The organism is Paenibacillus sp. A14, from assembly GCF_036864815.1.
GTDB lineage: Bacteria > Bacillota > Bacilli > Paenibacillales > Paenibacillaceae > Fontibacillus > Fontibacillus sanfengchensis.
The window spans coordinates 96,160-117,576 of sequence record NZ_JBAGJD010000002.1; the positions used below are offsets into that span (position 1 = coordinate 96,160).

At 48.5% G+C, this 21,417-nt stretch carries 22 protein-coding genes; all 22 read right to left on the reverse strand.

Annotated features, from left to right (window positions below; translation table 11 throughout):
* Positions 1-14: 14 nt before the first annotated feature.
* A complete protein-coding gene (locus V4U88_RS04890) occupies positions 15-1,019 on the reverse strand; it encodes a UDP-N-acetylglucosamine 4,6-dehydratase family protein (RefSeq protein ID WP_334072147.1) in 1,005 nt (334 codons plus the stop codon).
* On the reverse strand, positions 1,003-2,892 hold the full coding sequence (locus V4U88_RS04895) for a motility associated factor glycosyltransferase family protein (protein WP_334072148.1): 1,890 nt from the start codon (positions 2,890-2,892) through the stop codon (positions 1,003-1,005). The genes V4U88_RS04890 and V4U88_RS04895 overlap by 17 nt, the downstream gene beginning before the upstream one ends.
* Before the next feature lie 15 nt (positions 2,893-2,907).
* The gene (locus tag V4U88_RS04900) at positions 2,908-3,483 is read right to left on the reverse strand and encodes a hypothetical protein (protein WP_334072149.1); all 576 of its coding nucleotides are present in this window, start codon (positions 3,481-3,483) and stop codon (positions 2,908-2,910) included.
* 113 nt (positions 3,484-3,596) lie between these two features.
* The gene (locus V4U88_RS04905; protein ID WP_334072150.1) at positions 3,597-4,415 is read right to left on the reverse strand and encodes a flagellin N-terminal helical domain-containing protein; all 819 of its coding nucleotides are present in this window, start codon (positions 4,413-4,415) and stop codon (positions 3,597-3,599) included.
* Between the two features lie 101 nt (positions 4,416-4,516).
* Positions 4,517-4,936, reverse strand: a complete 420-nt coding sequence (locus V4U88_RS04910) for a hypothetical protein (RefSeq protein WP_334072151.1) — start codon at positions 4,934-4,936, stop codon at positions 4,517-4,519.
* Positions 4,923-5,315: a flagellar export chaperone FliS gene (fliS, locus tag V4U88_RS04915; protein WP_334072152.1), complete on the reverse strand. Its 393-nt coding sequence runs from the start codon at positions 5,313-5,315 to the stop codon at positions 4,923-4,925. Before fliS ends, V4U88_RS04910 begins: the two co-directional genes overlap by 14 nt.
* A 15-nt stretch (positions 5,316-5,330) precedes the next feature.
* A complete protein-coding gene (fliD, locus tag V4U88_RS04920; protein WP_334072153.1) occupies positions 5,331-6,836 on the reverse strand; it encodes a flagellar filament capping protein FliD in 1,506 nt (501 codons plus the stop codon).
* 20 nt (positions 6,837-6,856) lie between these two features.
* Positions 6,857-7,225 carry a flagellar protein FlaG gene (locus V4U88_RS04925; protein WP_334072154.1) on the reverse strand — a complete coding sequence of 123 codons (369 nt, stop codon included), beginning with the start codon at positions 7,223-7,225 and terminating at the stop codon, positions 6,857-6,859.
* Between the two features lie 24 nt (positions 7,226-7,249).
* The gene (gene csrA, locus V4U88_RS04930) at positions 7,250-7,489 is read right to left on the reverse strand and encodes a carbon storage regulator CsrA (RefSeq protein WP_334072155.1); all 240 of its coding nucleotides are present in this window, start codon (positions 7,487-7,489) and stop codon (positions 7,250-7,252) included.
* Positions 7,490-7,915, reverse strand: coding sequence for a flagellar assembly protein FliW (gene fliW, locus V4U88_RS04935; RefSeq protein ID WP_334072156.1), 426 nt, complete (start codon positions 7,913-7,915; stop codon positions 7,490-7,492).
* Positions 7,912-8,310 carry a DUF6470 family protein gene (locus tag V4U88_RS04940; RefSeq protein WP_334072157.1) on the reverse strand — a complete coding sequence of 133 codons (399 nt, stop codon included), beginning with the start codon at positions 8,308-8,310 and terminating at the stop codon, positions 7,912-7,914. The genes fliW and V4U88_RS04940 overlap by 4 nt, the downstream gene beginning before the upstream one ends.
* A gap of 31 nt (positions 8,311-8,341) precedes the next feature.
* Positions 8,342-9,229, reverse strand: coding sequence for a flagellar hook-associated protein FlgL (gene flgL / locus V4U88_RS04945; protein ID WP_334072158.1), 888 nt, complete (start codon positions 9,227-9,229; stop codon positions 8,342-8,344).
* A 48-nt stretch (positions 9,230-9,277) separates the two neighbouring features.
* A complete protein-coding gene (gene flgK, locus V4U88_RS04950) occupies positions 9,278-10,849 on the reverse strand; it encodes a flagellar hook-associated protein FlgK (RefSeq protein ID WP_334072159.1) in 1,572 nt (523 codons plus the stop codon).
* Positions 10,850-10,879: 30 nt separating this feature from the next.
* On the reverse strand, positions 10,880-11,380 hold the full coding sequence (locus V4U88_RS04955) for a flagellar protein FlgN (protein WP_334072160.1): 501 nt from the start codon (positions 11,378-11,380) through the stop codon (positions 10,880-10,882).
* Positions 11,381-11,392: 12 nt separating this feature from the next.
* The gene (flgM, locus tag V4U88_RS04960) at positions 11,393-11,677 is read right to left on the reverse strand and encodes a flagellar biosynthesis anti-sigma factor FlgM (RefSeq protein WP_334072161.1); all 285 of its coding nucleotides are present in this window, start codon (positions 11,675-11,677) and stop codon (positions 11,393-11,395) included.
* Positions 11,678-11,805: 128 nt separating this feature from the next.
* The gene (locus tag V4U88_RS04965) at positions 11,806-12,228 is read right to left on the reverse strand and encodes a TIGR03826 family flagellar region protein (RefSeq protein ID WP_334072162.1); all 423 of its coding nucleotides are present in this window, start codon (positions 12,226-12,228) and stop codon (positions 11,806-11,808) included.
* Between the two features lie 102 nt (positions 12,229-12,330).
* Positions 12,331-13,389 carry a ComF family protein gene (locus V4U88_RS04970; protein ID WP_334072163.1) on the reverse strand — a complete coding sequence of 353 codons (1,059 nt, stop codon included), beginning with the start codon at positions 13,387-13,389 and terminating at the stop codon, positions 12,331-12,333.
* Positions 13,386-15,482 carry a DEAD/DEAH box helicase gene (locus tag V4U88_RS04975; RefSeq protein ID WP_334072164.1) on the reverse strand — a complete coding sequence of 699 codons (2,097 nt, stop codon included), beginning with the start codon at positions 15,480-15,482 and terminating at the stop codon, positions 13,386-13,388. The genes V4U88_RS04970 and V4U88_RS04975 overlap by 4 nt, the downstream gene beginning before the upstream one ends.
* 192 nt (positions 15,483-15,674) lie before the next feature.
* A complete protein-coding gene (locus V4U88_RS04980; RefSeq protein ID WP_334072165.1) occupies positions 15,675-16,097 on the reverse strand; it encodes a hypothetical protein in 423 nt (140 codons plus the stop codon).
* 495 nt (positions 16,098-16,592) lie between these two features.
* Entirely contained in the window at positions 16,593-17,321 is a 729-nt protein-coding gene (locus V4U88_RS04985) for a response regulator transcription factor (RefSeq protein WP_334072166.1), read from the reverse strand.
* Entirely contained in the window at positions 17,314-18,489 is a 1,176-nt protein-coding gene (locus tag V4U88_RS04990) for a sensor histidine kinase (RefSeq protein ID WP_334072167.1), read from the reverse strand. The genes V4U88_RS04985 and V4U88_RS04990 overlap by 8 nt, the downstream gene beginning before the upstream one ends.
* Positions 18,490-18,536: 47 nt before the next feature.
* Positions 18,537-21,227, reverse strand: coding sequence for a stalk domain-containing protein (locus tag V4U88_RS04995; RefSeq protein WP_334072168.1), 2,691 nt, complete (start codon positions 21,225-21,227; stop codon positions 18,537-18,539).
* Between the last annotated feature and the right edge of the window lie 190 nt (positions 21,228-21,417).

Here is a 21,417-nt window from a genome sequence, read left to right on the forward strand (position 1 = left end):
TCATGAAATAATTTCTACTTTTTATCACTAATTAATAAATGAAGCTGTTGAATATCAACGGGAGTAGAACTATGTGAACTGTAACCTTGAATTTTTGCCGGGAAAGCGCCTGAATAGTCTCGTTTTTCCATAAAAGAATTTTGAATAATAAACATGTCATCAGTTTCTACAGCATATCTAGCTTCCTCTTCGGTCATTAATTCTTCAAACATTTTCTCCCCTGGGCGAAGACCAACTTCCTCTATCACGATACTTGATCGTTCAAGGTTTAATTTAGAACTAGTCTGCTCAATGACAACGTGTGCCAAATCAATAAGTCTAACAACAGGCATCTTTAGAACAAAAATCTCACCGCCTTGGGCGATCTCCATAGCCTTTAAAGTTAGTTCGGTTGCCTGTTTCAAACTCATCATAAATCTTGTCATTTCTTTGCAGGTAACTGTAATTTTTCTTTTTTCTTCAATTTGCCACTCAAACAGCGGGATAACCGAACCTCTGGATCCCATAACATTTCCAAATCGTACAGCAGCAAATTTAGTTTGCTTTGAACCTGCCTGATATTGAGCCGCGGCAATTAACCTTTCAGCCATGAGTTTTGATGCTCCATAAGTATTTGTAGGTGAAATGGCTTTATCCGTGCTCGTAAAAATCACTTTCTTCACATTGCAGGTTAATGCGGCTTGGATGACATTTTGTGTACCCAGAACATTGGTTTGTACGGCTTCAAAAGGGTTATATTCACACGCAGGAACATGCTTCATAGCAGCAGTATGGAATACATAATCTATGTCCTGCATAGCTCTTTCCAATCGATTATAATCACGGATATCTCCAATTAGGTAACGAATATTCGTGTATTCCTTATATTCATGCTGTAACTGAAACTGCTTAAATTCATCCCGGCTCAACAAACGAACAACTTCAGGATTGTCTACTAATATTTCGCGAAGCAAGCTTTGACCAATTGTACCTGTACCGCCTACGATTAATACTTTCGCCCCTCTAAATTGTCCGTTCATAGCTGACATCACCTAATCTATCTTTTAGTAAGTCGACTCGATCCATGCTTTTATTCAGAATTTCATATATCTCCGGAGTCAAGTCGTTCATCGCTTTTACCAGCTTGCCTAGATGTTCCACTATAAGTGCTGCTTTCTGTCGTTGATTTTGAGTTTCGACAATAGTAGTTACATGTCGCATATAAACATCAATGTGGTGTTTTAGTAAAAATGAATAAAATAATTTAAAAACATCTTGTCTGGTAATCGTTGTCCACAATTTGTCCACTTCATTTAATCTTTTTGAAAGTGTGTTTATATTTCCGCTTTCCGATTTATCCGCTAACTGTTTAATCAGATCCGCCATTCGGTTAATTCGTTTGTTTTGTTCTTTTGTTTTCACATATAGGGATTGAATATCGGTTTTAACCTTAGATAAATGTTCTAATTTCTCTTCAGAAGAAGATGATGATGCGAATCTTTCAATTCTAAAATCTTGGTCTTCTTTCTTTAACCACTGAGGCAACAACTCCTTCATTGCTCTCCATTCCGTGCCCTGAATTACAGCCCCGTGTTTGGAAGCATTGATTACTCTAACCCCCTGCAGATGAATCAATTGAACTAATAGCCCAAGATCATTTAAGGTAATTTTCATTTTCAAAGTAGTCGGGTTTTCTCCACCATCCACATTCGGCACTAATTCTTTAGCTCCATCTAGTTCCCGTTCTATTATGTTGGAAGAGATATGATTCACACCTGAAGAATAGTATTGGTGTCCGGGGTAGGAAAGATCCTGTCCCGTTAAAACTATTTCGGAAGCCCCCATGTAAACTGCCAACTGCATCGCAGTACCTGTCACCGAGGTAGTTGATTGAAATTTAGGCAGTGATTCTTGGCCGACGACATATGGGGTTACTTCGTCCGTATCTAATACAGAACAGAATAATGGAGCCTTGTAGTTCTCAACGATCTGGTAATTGATCTGAGAACAATATACAAGAGGAACCCTCCCTGTATCAATATTTTGGAAGACTTTATAATTAGGGAGACCTCCATCCATAGACACAACTATATGGGGAGTAATTCCATGGTGCTCCAAGGCTTGAATACTTGAACCTGCTGCAATAATTAGACACTTTGATTCTACAGATTTCAGGTAGTCGATGTCATACTTTAAAGAGGGGCCAGAGCCAACAACAATGGCCGTTGCTCCCTTGGCACGATCCTTAAGCTTAGCTGCCGAGTCTACTTGACTAGCATACGGTAAATTATACAACACATTTTCAAGCCATTCTTTATTGAAAGTACTAAGCGTTGCCTGATTCGTTCTATGCGCATGAAGAGCATCTTTCATTTTTTGCTGTAAATCATCTACTAGGTTTGGATATATCCTTTTATAAACAGGTGGAGAGACGAAACCGATTGTGTTAGATACATATGAAGAGACACTATGAACCACTACGGTTTGAAAAAACTCGTCCTCCCCGACGACAAATAAACGAACTCTAGGATGAGATAAAGCCTTCGACATATCTCTGCTCTGAGCCCACTCTTTCAAGACTTGAATATTCGGTTCATAAACATAAATTGAGGAGGATTTCGAATGATCAAGCAGTTGCTCTAAATAAAAGCCTAAACCGCAACCTACAATTAACAAGTGTTCGGATTGAATATCTTGTTCACCAAGAGAAAGAGCCCATTTGCGTGCTTCTTCCTCAGCGTTATATTTGCTATGGAGATAGACTTCCGTCCCGTTTGCATTCAAAATGATGTTTGGCTCTTGTTTTTTGGTGAAAACCTGGGTACAGGAACTAATATCGTTTCCCTGAATAACCGGAAGCAACTGAGGATAGTTCTGCTCAAGGAATTTCAAATTTTTATTGAATACGTCCATATCCACGAACCTTCCTTATTTTTCTTCAGACAAAAAATCATTAAGACAAGGCAATAGCTCATATTGCAACAGGTCCGCTACACCTACTAAATTGTTACTTTGCATCTCCTTATCAAGCTCCTTCACGATTTGTGATAATTGAGAGCAATAATCCTGTATATGTGCACTTTTTTCCGATCCTGGTGCATATAAAAACCTCAAAAACTCTAACGAGCTCACGATCCATTGGAGACCTTTTAAACCAGTAGCAAATTCCTCCCATGTTTCAGGAGACACGTCTCCGTAAAGCTTGTTTGTAATCTCCTCCATCCCGGGAATGTATTTGACTAAATATTCTGATAAAGTAGTTTCTGTTTCGGTTATACTTTCTAGCCTCGAAAAAGTAATAATGTGGATTTCTTTAACCAAGTCCACATTGCTCTTAATGTAATTTTCGTAACCACTATAAAAAATTTGTCCATCGATTTCCACATGATGAATTAATCTGTCCTCACGATATATATCTGTCAAACAGTTCATCCACACTTTCTCAAATTCTTCCTTAAAATTCAAAACGGAGAACTGCTCGGCTTGATCTACTTTTATATTCATGAACTACACACCTTTTTTCGAGTATTACTTATTTTATCGGTTTATCCAGCAACGGTCTGTATAGAACAATAAAAAAAAAGGCCTCCAAATTTTGGAGGCCTTTTTTCCGGTTATTAACCAAGAAGCTTAAGAACTGCTTGAGGTGCGGAGTTAGCTTGTGCCAACATAGCCGTACCCGCTTGAACCAGAATTTGGTTCTTCGTGAATGCCGTCATTTCAGTTGCCATATCGGCATCCTTGATTCGGGAGTTAGCAGCCGACAAGTTCTCGGAAGTTACGCCCAAGCTGTTGATGGTGTGTTCCAAGCGGTTTTGATAAGCACCAAGTTGTGCGCGGTTCTGAGATACTGTATTGATTGCTTTGGAAATAAGCGCCATTGCACTTCTTGCACCAGTTACTGTAGCAACGTTGAGGGTATTCCCACTAAAGAGAACCGTAGTATTGTTGTCTGCCAAATTCGCTACTAATGTCTCGTTGTTATTAACACCAATTTGGAAAGTAACAGTAGCGCTTGCGTTCAGCAAGTTAACTCCGTTAAATTTGGAGTTGTCAACAATACGGTCAATTTCTTTAACAAGTTCTGCAACCTCGAGTTGGATCTTATTACGGTCTTCAGTTTGGTAAGTACCGTTCGCCGATTGGTTAGCCAGCGTGTTCATACGTTGCAGCATGGAGTGAACTTCAGTCAAGTCACCTTCAGCCGTTTGCAAGAGGGAGATACCGTCTTGAGCGTTACGCTGAGCTTGGTTCAAACCGTTGATTTGATAAATCATTTTTTCGGAGATTGCCAAACCTGCAGCATCGTCAGCAGCACGGTTGATGCGGTAGCCGGAAGCCAGCTTTTCCATCGTCTTACCCATATTCGTGTTGTTGAAGTTCAGGTTGCGGTTAGCGTTAATCGCGCCAACGTTAGTGTTGATAAACATTCCCATCGTAATCATCCTCCATGATTGGTTTATATTGGCTACATCCTTGTGGCCTATTATTTATATCGGCGGAAGAAACTAATTGTTTAGGTCTTTAGGAGAATTTTTTAATTTTTTTCATCGAAATAGAATGAAATCGGTGTTTTGCGGGTAATTCCATAGTAAGCGTTCATCAGAGTTCGTTGATCCCTGATATTTTGAAAGTCGCCACCTAAACTCTCCTTGTAGCTTGCCAACTTCTGTTGTAGCAGACTCATATTCTCGATGCACTCTTGCATAACCTCTACCAGTTCTGAGTCTTGAATATCCTTTTCCTGTACCGTTTCTTCCAGTCTTTTCTGTATCTTATTAATATCCGACGCAGTACTCTCCCACTGGTCCTGTAATTCCAGAAACTCGACAGGAAGTTCCTCCTCACTTCTTAATCGTTCAAACAGGCCTAGCTGTGCTCTGGAGCATTGCAGCAGTTTGCCATACAGACCTTTTCGTTCCGCCAACAGTGAACTCACCGACTTAAGATTGTCCAAGTGTACCTCCTTTTCCAATCTGGTCCCAGGCTTCTCTTAGCTCGTTCAACAGACCTATAACTTCCTCAATAAAATCTACACGTTTTTTTATATTTGCGTCGATCAGCTTGCTTATCATATAAAAGTATAGCTGGCGCAAATTTTGTGCGATCCCCCCTCCCTCTTTCATGTTAAGAGAGGAGATCAACTCATAGATGATATCCTGAGTCTTTTGGATATAAGTATTTGTATCCACAATGTTATTTTGCTGAATAGCAGCCCCGGCCTGACCAGCAAATTGGATGGCACCATTGTAAAGCATTAGTGTTAACCGATGAGGGGAAGCCGTCTGGTATTTATTCTTCTGATATGCTTGGTAACCTGCTGTGTTAAAAGCCACTAGCTCCAACTCCCATTAATTGGATGATGAAGATTTAGTCAGGGATGCTACCTGACCTTTAATCCATGTCAATTGATTGTTCAAACCCGACATCACTTTTTCCATGTTCACAAATTTGCTTTCCAGTGTCGCTTGTCTCTTTTTTAATCTCAAATCCATATTGTCCAATTGTTCTGTAATAAATTTGATATCCGATTCGTACGCGGTGATTCGTGATGCCATATAGCCGTCGGTACTCCGAGTCCAAGGTGTCAGATTTTTTTCAAAAAGAGCGCCTATTCCATCTATCGTATCCCCTGAGGATTTATTCGAGGTGAACATTTTTTGTACAGCTTCCGGATTTTCGGCCAGCTTACTCTTAAACAGTTCAGCATCAAACTTAATTTCACCTGTCATAGCCGCAGCAGTTTTAACGCCTTTATCCACTTCCAATCCAATATCGCTTAGTAGTTTGAAACCTTGGACATCCCCTACAATGCTGTCCATCCAAGAACCAAGCTCATTGCGCAGCGACCTTAAAGTCGAATCACCTTGTAATGTCAAGGTTAAGGAGCCATCACTGTTCTTACTGGACTTAGGTGTGTTTGCTTTTATTGTCTTAATGATATCATTATAGGCATTCACGAATGCTTGTACTTTGCTTACGATTTTATCCGTATCTTGGCTGACCTTTACCGTCGAATCTCCAATGGCGGTCAATTGCATCGTTACACCCGGTATTGCGTCTTTAACCGAATTGGAAGGACTGCTCACTGCTACTCCGTTAATTGTCAATTCCGCATCAATGGCTGTTTGAATATGTGCATCAGCGGCATCGAAACCCAACGCCGATTTTACGGCACTCGACATAAAAATTACAGGATGATCCCCTGTCGGCTGCAAAACCTGTTTTCTGTCTTCTGGAGTCAATGTACTCCAATTCGTAATGGGATCCATAAAATTGATTTCATGAGCCGCACCGGTTTCTTTGGAGGTAAGAACCAACCGTTTTTCAGTAGACGAAGTTTGCACGATTGAAGCTGAAACTCCGGATTTGGTGTTATTGTTGATGCTTTTAGCCAAATTATTAAGTACTTCGTCGATATTTGTACCTTTCAATTCAATTTCTGTAATTTCCGAATCCGACAATTTCAACTGAATTTTCTGACCAACTAAGCCGCTAATATCAGAATTCTGTTGCATGACTTTACTTTGATAGACCCCTTGCTTAGCCAGCTTATCCACCTTAATTGCATAGCTGCCCGCTAAAGCTGACTCACCTGCAGTTACCGTCATTTTTGTTGCATCAGATACCGTGGCATTATTTACCGTAAAACTGCCGACTAATTTTAAATCCGCAGCGGCATCCTTAAACGTATTTAATTTAGTTTTCAGGCTGTCAAACACACCCTTATAAACTGTCGTAATTTCCTTTTTTTCTTCCAGCCTGTTATACGGTATTTTCTCAGCCTTCATAACTGCATCAATATATTCTTTCGTGTTAAACCCGGAGGCTAAACCGGGAAACGTAACTGTTGGCATCACTATCATCCTTTCTAATTTTAGATTTTCTTATCAAAAAACATCCCTATCATTTCTTTCATTTTGACGGAAAGCTCAATCAAAAATTCCGGAGGAAGGCTGGATAAGACTTCCTTCGTTTTCGAATCGATAATCTCCACGTAAAGCTCCTCGGCTTCATCGTTGTATTTAAACTTTAACTCTTTGCCGGTCGATGCGATCGATTCGTTCAGTTTTTTTGCTTGTTTTTCAAGTTCTTCTTGTTGCTCTCTCAAAAATTTCTGCGCTCTCAGCTCATTGATGTTCGAGCTGTTCTCAGACAGGGATGGCGTATTTTTTTTGATCCCTGGTTCCGCGGATCTTAATGTGTCTGAAAAATTAGCATCCACGCGATTAACGTTGATATTCATCTCAAACCCACCTACCTCAAATGTTTACATTTTAAAATTTTTCAGCAGGTTTAGGATTTGTTCTTGTTGTAATTGATTTGTGTGTTCCCTAGCTGCCAAATTCTCGGCAACAATACCTTCGTATAGTTCTTGCCTTAAAATCTGCACTTCCTTGGGGGCTAAAAAGCCAAGTTTAATTTGGTCTCCTTCGATACCCAAAATCTGTACTTGGATATCATTGCCGATCATCACGGTCTCGCCAACTTTTCGTCTCAGCACCAACATTTAAGCTTCCTCCTTCGGCACTAAAGGATGACGGACCGGAAGCTCCTGATCCTTGATTATATATTGGCATCCTTTCTGAGAGTGCGGAGAGAGGAGGATCGGAGCCATCAGGTTCACATAGAGCTCGTCCTTATTAATGTTCACAATTAACATAACCCCGACATCATCCGGTGATTTCAGTTCAAGAAGGTCAATGGTTTCATCGGTGATGCGAAAACTGTAATTTTCCACAGCCTGGTGCGATGGCACTAATATGAAGCTGACTTCTTCTCCAAGCGCGTGCAGAACAAAAAAAGGGGTGCCTTCCATCGGAAGCAGGGCATACTGCCCGATATCGGGAATTCCCAGAATTCCCGATTCAAACAGATAGATCTGGCTGTCTTCAACTTCAAGCAATCCATATGCCTTACTATGCAATTCCTTCATTTTGGGATGGCTCCTCTCGGATCGACCGAAATTTCCGGCGGATAGATACGAAAATCTATAACAACGCCCTGATGAGGAATGGCCTCAACCGTCACTTCCTTTTGACCATTTCGCATGTAACGGTCATGGGCGATGCGTCCAAAGACATTTTTCTCCCCGGCAGCTATATTCATCATCCGATCGCCTTCTTGCGCTTTAATAGCTATATTTTGAATCGTCTGAGTCCGGGCTTGCTGTTCCAAATCTTTTCCTAACGTCATCGGCCGCTTCAATTCCAGATCGTTAAACACGCTAGTCCAATCGGTATTCATATCGGCTGATTTCATCCGAATGGTTAGTTCAGCGGGGCGGTAAGTCCCCCAATCACTGGACAACATGGGTTGAATCCCTGGCATATTTCCCTCCTTCGCCTTGCGGCCTAATCCATTATCTTAGGAAGTCAACAAGCGAGGTTTGCATGATTCTTGCTCCCGTTGAGAGAGCGGCCTGCAGTACTGTTTCCTTGGATTTCAGATCAACAATCGTGGAAGGGACGTCCACATCGGCAACATGGGCACGCTGCTCTTTTAAGCTCACCTGATCATCGGAGATGCGATTCTCCATCATCTCAAAGCGATTCATTCGTGCTCCGATTTCCGCCCAACTGACAGACAAACGATCAGAAGAGGCGTCAATCTTATTCAAAGCTGCGCTAATCCCAGTGCGATTATCCGTATTGAGAGCATTGGCCAAGTCATCCAACACCTTAAAAACGTTGTCCGTCCCGGCTGCTCCGAATACAACTTCTCCCGTTATACTAACCGGTACCTTTACGGAAGGACTCACATTCAGGTAAAACAAGCCTGGATCCGTTTTTTCACCGGCAGCTCCAGCCGCAGTATATGGCGGCTGATCAGTCTTTTGTCCATTAAACAGGTATCTCCCGTTATAAGTACTATTGCCGATCGTCACCATCTGTTCCTTCAATTGCTTGATCTCCGCGGAAATAGTTTGTCTCTGCTCCAAGGCATAAGTACCATTAGCGGCTTGCAATGTCAAAGTACGTGCCCGTTTCAACACGTCGTTGGCCTGTTGCAGCAAAGAATCCATCGTCTTCAGGATTTCCGAGCCCGTCTGGGCATTCGTCAAAAATTCCTCACTACGTGCCAAATCCGTGTCATAACGCATCTGATACCCTGTCCCGATCGGATCATCGCTTGGCCTGGTTATCTTTTGGCCGGTTGCAAGCTGCTGTTGCCCTGTAGTCATTGCAGTATTGATGTTCCGTAAATTTTTCAAAAGCTGAATATTCTGCATCATGCCTGTTACGCGCATGGATAAACCTCCTTTATTCATGAGTCTAAGTCAACTAACGACTATATCCTATAATCCTACCCGGCCCATTTGATTGATCACCCGATCCAGCATTTCGTCGACGGTGGTCATGTTGCGGGCGGCCGCATTGTACGCTTGCTGAAAACGAATCATATCCGCCAGTTCTTCATCCATCGAAACCCCGCTTACGGATTGACGCTGGATTTGCAAATTGTCGGTCATTGTTTGTTCATTCTGGTAGTTCCGTTCCGTATTGCTGGCCCGAATCCCCAAATCGGCCGTCAACGCGCGGAAGTAGTCATCCGTCGTTCCCTGGGACATGGAGGTAAGCGCATCTGGGAAAGTAAAGAGCGCATCTCTCATGCTTGCCAGAGCATTGGCCACATCGCTGTTCCCGCGAATGACTTTGTTTACGCCGTTCACGGTTTCAAATTGCGAGGAAGCGGCGATTTTATTCGTATCCGCCAGTATTTCCGCGTTCACCTGAATGCTGTCGATCGTAAAAGCTCCAGTAGTGGACGTAAAGAAAGGAATACCGGACGTAGTCGGTTCCGTTAACGTATATCCCAATTGATGAAGACCATTAAAGCCTTTAACCATGACTTGCATAGAAGACGTAATCTTCGAACCGGCAGGGATGGAACTGCCGGCAGGGATGACACCTAACCCATCCACCGTAACATCGTTTAGAGCCACCATGTTGTTCGTGGTAACGTATCCGTTACTCAAGGTTACCTTAACATCGCCCGTCACCAACGTACTGACCAAGCCGTTTAACTGATTACGGATCAGAGCGGTTTCTTGAAGGGATTGGGTGTAACCGTGAAGTTGCCCGGCCGTGGCTGTGGTGGCATTCGCCGCAGTTAAGGCGGTAACATTCTCGCCTTCCAGTACATTTGCCCCGGCGGACGTGATGTTGACCATGCCGTTCTCATCTTCGACATACGCCACGTCTACGATCGACGACAGCTTGTCCAGCAATAGATCCCGCTGGTCCCGATAGTCGTTCGCATGATCGCCGAAACTCTCGTTGTCGCGGATAAGAACATTCAATCGTGCGATATTTTCAACGATATTGTTGGCTTCCATCACTTTCTTATCGATGTTGTTGTTCAAATCGTTCGTCAGGTTGGTCAAAGCCTCGCTGATATGCTTCAGGGTGTCTACCATATTGCTGGCCGCACCGGCTACTGCCACACGCGCGCTTAGCAAAGATGGGTCCCGGTTCAAAGTCTCCCAGGAATTCCAAAAATCGTCCATGACAGCACTAAGCCCGCTGCCCGTGGGTTCATTTAAGATATTCTGGATCGCGGTCATACTGGCGTTCTGGATTTCCCAAGAACCGAGCAACTGGTTTTCCCGGCGGAATTGGGTATCCAAGAAGCTGTCCCGAATCCGTGTAATGCTTGTGTACTCGACGCCGGTTCCCAATTGTCCGGGCTGCTGACTCTTCGTCATCCCCATCGCCCAGATCGGGTTGGCTTCTCTTAAATTTACCCGCTGCCGAGTGTACCCCTCGGTGTTGGCATTGGCGATATTATGCCCCAGCGTTTGCATTGATACGGTATTTACAAACAAAGCGCGTTTGCTTGTTTCGATGCCATGAAAAGTGGAGGCCATCTGCAGTTCTCCTTTATCGGTTCATATTAATTATGCTCTTGTGTCAAACATACTTCTCATTGCAGGCTTTCTGTCCTGGCCCTGGGGAGGGGAATAGGTCGCTCCATCATCCTCCCCCACAATCATCAGATTCAAAGAGAAATCGATGAAGGAGAGCGACTGCGTGATCAATTCCTGATTCAACGCATTGACCTGCTTCAATTCCACCAAGCGTTTCCCTAATCTCACCCTGGCCTCTTCCAGCGCCCGTTTCTCTTCGGGGTCGAACACAAGCCGGAGAATTTCCGAAATCGTCAGTTCAAGCCGTGATTTAATGCCCTTGGAGTGCAAAAATTCCTGCGCCGAGGTCAAAAGCGCCTGTTCGCATTCTTCGATGGTTTTGACCATCTTCGACTCCCGCGACAGAGTCCCCACCAATTCCTCGTAATTCCGGTTCAGGATGGATTGTTTCTTCTGCTCCATAATTTCCAGCAAGTTGACATGGAGCTCATCCATTCGGTTGAGACCATCGATTAATTTTTGGACTTCCATATTCGCCCCCTGTTATTTATCGGTAAAAGACTTGAAGTATGGAACGAGCTTCTCAGCCAGTTTTGCGGCGTCCACATGATAGGTTCCCTCGGAAACCTGCGATTTCAGTTCGGCGATGCGCTCCGCGCGAGCGGGGTCCTGGGCGCTTCCCTGGGCTTTCAGCATCTCCATGCCTGCCGAAGAGATCGACACCTCGTCCTTGCGGCGGGTTTTATTGTCGGGATCTTTACGCTGCGCATCCACTTGCCGTTGATAGTTATTTATGGCACCAAGCCGTCCGGTCTCATTGATTTTCATAAGGGCTCCACCTTTCTTTCCAAATAAAAAAGCCGATAATCTTTACTAAGTTTATCGGCGTGGATTGAATCAGATTTAATAGCGAACCGTTGGATTATAAAGAATATTATGCCAAACCTTTGGGGATTTTATCTCGAAGGATCACGGAATTTGTCGATAACCCCGTAAGCCCCGCCGTTCTTATTCCCCGCTTCACCGCTTTTCTTTTCTTCCCGGGCGGCGGCCGTCAAGTCCCGGGTAAGCCGTCCCCGGCATCCGTCACACATATTTCCTTCACGAATAAGCACACCGCAAACTTCACACGGATACATCATATTCGGATTATTGGCGATGGAAATCCGACCTTCTTTAATGAACTTCGTAATTTGCCGAACAGATACCTCCGTTGCGTCGGAGACCTCCTGGATCGTCGCGGTTTTCTCCTGTCGCAGGTATTCAAGGCACTTCTCGTATTCCTTCTCGATGTCCTTCATGCAAACCGGACAGATATCTTTGAAGTTCTTGGCAAACAGCCTTCCGCAGCGCGGACAATTTCCTACATTTAGAGCCATTCGACCGTTCGTCCTTTCGATATTACGTTATCTTATGCTGTTAGATTACCTTATTTAAGGAAATTCGTCCATGGGTTTTAAAAATATTCCCAGCCCCCTGATCTAAGATCTCGCCCACGTCAGGCAATAGATTTCCCCCGAACGCCCCTCGGATTCGCATAACTCGCGGAGCAAACCGGCACAGGTATCGACCGTACTTCCGGTGGTATAAACATCGTCAATCAACAGCAGCCGGATCGGTCTAGCACGAGAGGTTTCGGCAACCATAGAATCATGAAGCGAAAAAACCGACCACGGAAAAGTCTTGGCCCCGGGGCGATCGAGCGCCGGTTTGAGCTGATCCCACGCGTCCTCCGCCGGGCAAAAGATTCCCTGCAGGTCACGCAGGCGCTGCCACCGGCTTTTAAAACTCTGCTTCTCGGTATGGCGGACACGCTCGAGCAAAGGGAGCAGCGGGGAACCGAGAATGGAGGCCGCCTCCAACGCTAACGTTCTGGCCTGGTTGAACCCGCGCTCCAGCAGCCGGTCCTCGCTGACCGGCACAAAAGTTACGGCATCGAAACGAAACCTGTCGCCTGTCCCGCCATTTTTTTCACTCAATTCCCGAAGCATTCGCTGTGCGGCAAATCCGGTCATGCGTGCCAGAACGGGGCCCAACGCCTCATTGCCTCTGAATTTATATTGGGCAAGCCACTCCCGCATCGTGGCATTGTAGGAAACCGCACTGCGGTTCAGCACAAAATTTCGCGCCGGCGCCCCTTCCCGGGTACAATCGGGGCAGCCTACAGGGCGCCCGCAGTTTTTACATTTCAAAGACGTAATCCAAGGGATGGCGGCGTAGCAGGAGGAGCAAATTTCCGGGTAGCCTTTTGCGGTGCCGGAAATCATTTTGCCGCAGGTCAGACAAGGAAGAGCGGGAGGAGCAAGCAGATTATGCAGCGGAGACAGCACCGCTTCCTTGGCTGTGCTCCAATCGATTCTCGCATAGGAAACGGATCGTTCTTCGTTTACCACAGCTCCTTCTCGGCTGCAGCCGACCAAACGGGCAGGCACCGCTCCCGCATCTTCTCCACCATCCCGGTGATACCCGCCGGGCCATACCCGATTTCTCAGTCTGAACTTGCGTTGCAACTCTTCACAGGCACAAGACGTACTTTTCATTTCTTCACGACCTCCTCATCTTCTTTTAAAAAGCCTTGTTTACGAGCCATCTCATTCATCTCGCGGATTTGGCGGACGGCTCCTTTTTGGGACCGGGTCCATTCCGGGGAAGCAAACACCACCCGTCCTTTCGGATCATCCTTGGATCTTCCCGCCCGTCCGGCCATCTGGACCAAGGAGGCCTCATCGAACAGCTCGCTGTCGGCATCCAGTATGTATACATCGCTTTTTGGCACGGTTACTCCACGTTCCAGAATGGTGGTCGTCACTAAAATTCGGGTTTGGGCAGTGCGGAACTCGAGCACATGATCGCCCCGCTGCTTGTCCTGCGATGACGTTCCTTCAACAGCCTCCGCAGAGAAGTGCCTCCGCAAAAGCGCGACGACAGGTTCGATATGGCGAATGAGCGCCACAAAAATAAAGATCTGCGCTCCTCTTTTCATCGATGTCTCCAAAGCGGAAAGCAAGGCTTTTGGAAGCTCCCCCCGGCGCAAGCAGACATCGACCGGCTTTATGACGATCCGCCGAGGCAGCGGGAGCGGGTGACCATGAAACCGTGCCGGAACTTTGGCATGGGGTAACCGGCCGCTCCGAACCTCACGCTGCAAGGGAGCGGGGGGCGTAGCCGAGAGAAAGACATATCGTCCGCTCGGCTTGCACGATTGCTCTGCGGCATACTCGAGCATCGGATCGTTATGGTAAGGAAAAGCGTCAATTTCGTCGATAATGACCAGATCAAACGCTTGGTAAAAACGCATGAGCTGGTGGGTCGTCGACAGAAACAGCCTCGCCTCCTCCCAGCGCTGCGGGCTGCCTCCGTAAAGAACGGCGGTGGGCACCTCCGGGAACGCCTGGGCGATCCGCGGGCCCAGCTCCAGGACCACGTCGCGCCGCGGGGTCGCGACGAGCACTTTGCCGCCGCGGTCCAGGCTGTAGCGGAGCAGCGGAAAGATCATCTCCGTCTTGCCCGCTCCGGTCACCGCCCAGAGCAAAAAGCGGGGCGGTCCCGGCGCCGGCCCGGGCGGAGCGGCCCGGCGCGGCCGCAGCCGGGCGGGGAGCAGGCGCAGCGGGCCGCCGGCCTCGGGGGAGGCGGCCCTGGGGGTTGGCGCAGCCACCGGTCCCGGCTGCGCCAAAAACCGCAGCGCGGCGCCCGCCGCTTCGCGCTGCGCTGGGCTGAGGCCCCACCGGTCCAGCAGGGACCCGGTGGGGCTTCCCGTGCCGCCGCCTGCGGCGGGCGGCACATCGGCGCTGCTGCCGCGCAGCAGCAGCGCACAAGAGCGGCTGCGCCCCAGCGCGAGGCAGGCCTCGCAGTAGGCGCAGCCGCCGCAGCCGCACGACCCGCAGGGCGTGCGGCGGTGCACCCCGCTGCCGCAGCGCCGGCAGCGGAGCTCCGGGGCCCGCCGCGCGAGCGGGCGGGCCGCCCCACCCCGGGCGTCCGCTCGCGCGACGCCCGAAGTGAGCTGCACGCGCCCCTGCAGGTGCGCGAGCTGCAGCGCGGAGCGCCAGGCCGGGCCCAGCTCCGGCAGGCGTTCCGCCAAAAGCTGCTGGAGCTCCGCCTCCAGCAGCGACCGCCCCGCCAGCGCGTCCGCGACTCGCGCCGCCTCGCGCGGCCCTGCTTCGGGGTGGCCCCGCCCCCGAAGCAGGGCCGCTCCCGAGGTCGTCAGTCCCCGCCCTCGGGTCCACAACCATTGCGGGTTCGCCACCTCATTCAGCGAACGGATTCCCACCGGCTCGCCGCGCCCTCCGTCTTTTACAATACCCTTCCGTTCCTCCTCCAGTTCCGCGGCTAAGGCTTCCTCCATGTATCGCATCCAATCGCGAGCCGTCCATCCATCCAATGTTTCGACCGGACGAAGACCGAACTCGTCACGAAGGGTCACCGCCCATCCCAGCGGCATTCCGGAGGACAACTGCAGCAACCCTTCCGCCTGCCCTGCTTCGGAAAATTCCCCCTTTCCCTGATCTGGCCGATGACCATCTTCCTCTTTCGTTTCCATCCCGTTTGACCACCAATAAAGATCGGTATACATATCCAGCGTGATCCTCAATGCCCAACGCAAACTCCCCCGGATCGCATACAGCCCGACTTTCATTTGTTAACCCCCTCTTCAAGGTACTCCCGATTATGGAAGTAAAAAAATATAAATTAGAGGAAAATTATTGAATTTCTCAGCTTGCTGCTGAATCCCGAAACAGCCCAAACAACGCAAAAAAGCACACTCCCCGGCCTATAGCCTGAAAAGAGTGTGCTTCACACTTTCAACTCATGTTCTCTATAAATTAATTCATACCTGGACATAGGGAATTTTTGCCGCCTCCTGCGGCTTGCGAAGATCCACATAAATCAGGGTCTCTTCTTCCGCCAGCGCGCCAGACCCGCTCATCCCGGCATCGCCTGACGCTCTCCATGACCGCAGCGCCAGTTCGATCCCCGGCTGATTCCGCAACCTTTGCACGATCCTACGGGTATCATCTTGAGAATATTCGTCCAGCACCGTCACTTTAACGGACTCGCCACGAATCCGCGCATACCAAGATAAAGCTCTTAAATACCATTCCATTTGATCCCCGTGATTCCGGGTGACCAAAATATAGTGCGTTCTTCCGGAGTTCTCCGGCGGTTGCCGCCGAAGCCTGCCGTAAGAAAGGTGCACGAGCAGTGCTGCCATCACATAGCCGAGCAATATCCAACCCATGTGAACAACCATGGCCATTCCTCCTTGTAGAGCCCTTCGGCGGCGGGCCTTTCCCCCGGCTGCCGAACACCCCTATATAGCGACAATATATGCCGCATCAAGGAAGACGGTTCCAAACGCGCTTTGCTCAATTCCGTTCTGCACCACCTGCTATATAAGTTGAACTAGAAAATTAGCTTTAGGCAAGAGTGTGAAATGATTCTGGAGAAGCGGAGCGTTCGCCTTTGTGACTAGATTTCTACCGACTTGTTTTACTTAATCCAGAAATCCGGGAACAACAGCGATCGGAAGAACATTCCACACGGCTGCCTCCTAGCAAATTCAAGTTCAATTTATATAGCCATATTAATTATTTTAATCTTATGTACGCGCCCCGGCAAACCCTCTTACTCTAATTTTTACGAACAAGAGGGCAGTCCTCTTATTTCATGTTCCAACAAAAATTGGAACACGAGACCGAAAAAGATCCCTAATCCGTGCTGTAAGACCTAACTGTTACATCCTTCCTTACAGGGTTACCCAGCCGAATTTAATCGCATTGATTACCGCTTGCGTCCGATCATCGACATCCATTTTTTGCAGGATGCTGCTGACATGGTTCTTGACCGTTTTTTCGCTAATAAACAAATGCTCCCCGATCATTTTATTGCTGCGTCCTTCCGCCATCAATCGGAGCACTTCCGCTTCGCGGCGCGTTAGCGGATTATCTTCGCCCGCCACAAATTTGACGCCTGCTTCGCGAATCGCATGATCCTCGGCGATCGCGCCCGTTTCGCTCAGGTACTCCATCCGGCGAAGCTGCTGAATCAATTTCCCCGTTACCTTCGGATGAATGAAGGCATTGCCTTCGGCCACGGTACGGATCGCGTTAATCAGTGATTCGGCTTCCATATCCTTCAACAAATAACCGGTAGCCCCTTTGCGCAGGGTTTCAAATACATAACTTTCATCATCATGAATCGATAAAATAATGACCTTGACTTCCGGAAGCGAGTCGCGAAGCTCGGCCGTCGCATCCACTCCGTTTAAAAGCGGCATGTTGATGTCCATGAGCACGATCTCCGGTTCTAACTGGTGGCAGCACTCCAGAACCTGAGAGCCGTCACCGCATTCCCCAACGACCTCAATATCTTCCTCCATATTCAAAATCCGTTTCAATCCCTCGCGAAACAGCTGGTGATCATCTGCCAAGAGAACTTTAATTGTTTGTCTACTGTTGGTAACAAGGTTATCCATCCTGGTGCTCCTTTCTCTTCTCTGCATTTGTCGGAATGTGGATAATGATTTTGGTGCCTATGTTCGCTGTCGACTCTATTTCCATTCTTCCTTCCAGCAATTCTACCCGTTCCCGCATCCCAATCAGACCGAAATGGGTATGCTCCTTTGTCTTCTGCTCCAATTGATCGACCTTGAATCCCAGTCCATTGTCTTGAACTACGATTTTGACCATTTGGGCCTGATAGGTGATATCGACACCGACATAAGTAGGAAAGGCATGCTTGGCTGCATTGGTGAGAGCTTCCTGAACCAGTCTGAATACCGCCGCCTCCATGGGTGAAGACATGCGATGTTCTTTCCCTCTCGTTTCGAAGGTCGTTCTAATTTTGGTCTTCTCTTCGAAATCATGTACATACTTGCGCAAAGTCGGAATCAAACCTAGATCATCTAAAGCCATGGGACGCAAATTAAAAATGACTTTCCGCATTTCTTCCAGACTGGAACGGACTTGACTCTTCAAGTCTACTATTTCGTCCTGTACCATCTTAAATTCCTGCTTGGCAAGCATTCTTTCCACAATTTCCGTCCTAAGAACTAGATTCGCCAAAAGCTGAGCCGGTCCGTCATGAATCTCCCGCGAGATCCGCTTTCTTTCTTCTTCTTGCGCCAAAATAATCTTTAAACCGATTATCTGTCGGTTTTTGGCCGACTCCAGGATTCGGGACACTTGACCCAGTTCACCCGACAGGTATTCCAGCACAACCCCCATCTGCGAACTGACGGTTTCGGCCCGTTCCACGGATTTTTCGACATTTCGCGCACGCTTCTGTAATTCATCCCGGCGTGCTTTCAAATACATTTCTTTTTCCCGGTAAATCAAAAGATCCAATTGAAGCTGGGTGGCTTTCTCATAGGCCTGTTTGATGTCTTCTTCCTTATACCGCACAAAATCCCGGCTGACTTCCGTCAGCCGGATGCGGGAACGCCGGTAATTAATTTCCAGTTGATCGACCTTTTCCACAGTCTCTGCGGTTTCTTTAACGACCTGCTGCAACTCATTGTTGAGCGTCTTGAGCTCATTCCGCGCTGCGTCCAGAATTTCAAGGATCTGCAGCTTGCTATTCTCCATAACGCCTACGGCGTTTTTAATAACGCGGTCAATTGCATCAGCTTGATAGTCTGCCACTTCACCCTTCTCCATTCCCTGTGTCCGTATACTCCGAACTTATCATATCATGATTCGAGGGTAATGGATTTGGTTTTCTTTTCCCAATTTACGGATATCCCTAGTTGCTCCGAAACCAAGCGAAGAGGGACCAAAGTCCTATTGTTATCGATAATCGGGGAAACCTCGGCTTTTTTCGTAGCCCCATTCAGAATAAATTCTTTCTTCCCTACGGTTAACTCAAGCACGGTGGTACCGCGCGTGACGGTGATTTTCTTCGCGGTTTTGTTCCATAACGCCTCCCCGCCAAAAGCATCCACCACATACTTGATCGGGATATACGTCGTTCCGTCCTTCAACAGCGGAGCCACGTCCATATTTTGTTTTTGCCCGTTTACGGTCATCGCTTTCTGCCCGGCGATCATCGTCACCGTAGCGCTTGGCAGGCCCGTATCTCCACCCGTCACCGGGGCAATAAACCGGATATTATCAAAAGACACGCTTCCCGTCAAGGCACGCTCATCCTGGCCGTCCTCCAGGTTTACCACATAAAGCCGTTTCAGCTTGGCCGGGTGCTTCAGTCCGCTTGCCGTCAAATCGACCGTCAATGTCTTCCATCCGGTAAAGTCGAGTGGCCGCGCAAGATCCACATAAACGCTCTTTCCGTCCGCTCCGGCAAACTCGGCCCGCAGCCAGTTCAGGCTCGCATCTCCAAGCACATCGATGGCCATCGACGTAGCTCCCTCCGGAATAGCCTTGCCTGCGGTTCCATTGATTTGCGCATAGCCGAATTTATTGCCGCTGCCTCCGGTCAGGTCATAATCCAGTTTAAGCACTTTGGATTTGACGCGCTCTCCGGTTCCTTGGACGATCGCCGCCGTTCCTTTGGCCTCCGCCGGCAAGCCGGTAAAGGACACCGGATAACTCACATTCTCGAAGCTTTCCCAAACCTGCTCTTCGGAAGAGGACAGCACGATCGGCGTCCCGCTGAATCCGTCATACTTTGGCGTAGCATAAGCAACCTTGGCCCCGTTATTGATGGATTGCACCGTCAGGACACCACTTTGCACGCTTGCCTTCATGCCGGAGAACACCCACTTGACCGATTCATCCGGCACGTTCACGGTTCGTCCGTTTTTCAATTTGGCGGTCACTGGAACCGAGACGGTCGCTCCGGCCTCCAGCGGCGCAAATGTCGTTACCGGCGTCAGGCCGGCCAGATCGCTGCCGCCGAGCACGGTCACATCCATGCTGCTCTTTGCCTCTCCGCTTACCGCCGTTATTTTTGCGGCGCCTGCCTTAATGCCTTTAAAGCCCGACCCGGTCCAGGCTACATTCCCATTGCTCGACTTCCAGGTGGCTTGAACGCTCGCCGTATCGATCGGGTTGTAATAGGTGTCATAGCCCTTCAAGCTAAAAGACACCGTCTGCCCGATCAGCAAAGTCGAAGCCCCGCTAACCTGCAGCCCTTTGAGCGTCCCCTGCGGAGCTGTCGTGAACACGCCGAGCCCATTGGCCACAGAGCGTTGACCCGCGGACCCGTTGGAGGTCGTAAACGTCAGCTCCGCCTCCGTCTCGGCGAGCGGACGAGTGACCATCGTCGTCGAGCCGCCGCCGTCCAGGTTCAGCCCTTTCCAGACCCCGATCGACGTCATAAAGCTTTGCAGTTCCTTCAAGGTCATCCCGGGACTGTCGCTGTTCTTTTCGACCGTAATAATATATGCCTTCTTCTCGTCTTTTGAGTAGCCGACCGCGGTTCGGGCCACGGAACTGCTCCCACTGATCGAGGTGGTCGAGCGGGTGAACGAGGACGCTTTCCCCTGATCGACCAGAAGCGTATGACCTCCGATCAGCATTTTGAAATCGGACGGGTTTACCTCCTGGCCGCTCGTTTGCGAAACCAACGAATACCTTGTCTCTAGCCGTTGTCCTACCGCCAAGTGAGCGGATATGTATTCTGCCGCCTGACCGTGCGCCCGCAAAATATATCCGTCCGCCGGAACCGGCCCCGGAATCGCCGACTGAGGAGAAATTTGCTGGATCACTCCGCCCTGAACCAACACCTCCGTCGGCGTCGTCCCGCTCCCTTTCGGACGCTCTTCGGATTTCCATGCGCTTGTATAGATAAACATTTTGTTGACATGGCTGTGAGCCTTATCCGGCTCCGTTGTATACGATTCCTGGTTAATCCCCTCCAGCGGGAAGGTCGAGCCGTCTTCGGCCAGTACGGTGCCGCTAAACGCGTACCGATCGATGATCGGGGTGTTGCCGTTATTTACGCCAAAAGCAAACATCCCCGTAAGCTGCGCCGGACTGGTCACCAACGTGCCTTTGGAAACGGCGGCGCCCATCGGTACCCCTTGCCCCCCCGTCGCAAAGAAATCTCCGTTCACTCCGGCCACGGCGCCCGTCTCCTTGGCCATGCCTTCAACGGTTTGCCGGGTCGTCAGTTGTCCGCCTTTGCCTGTCATCACATCCAATTGGACGTATGGGTTACTCAAATCTATCTCGATCACGTCAGCCAGCACATTTACTTGCTTCCCTGAGCGAGTCGTCGTATACCGATATTTTACGAGCTTGGCTCCGGACGTAACGATTTCCTCGCCTAAACGGGTGGCCTGACTGGCCGCCGCATGAATCGTCGATATCGAGCCTCCGAACAACTCGGGTAACACCACCGGCTGGATCCAGATCAACCCCGCCAACGATACAATAATCCATTTTTTACCTTTATTTGCAGCAATTTGCGTCCATTTCATTCTATTTCCGGTCTCTTCTCTACGAACTACCATTTTAATTTGCTACTCTCCCATCTTTGTGTGCTGTCTATGATCCCGAGACGACTCCGGGAATCTTCCACCTATTTAATAGACTACAATCCCGCGGAAAAGTTACGAAAAAAAGCAAATTTCATGAGAATTGGTGGAAATTACAAAATCGAAAGAATTC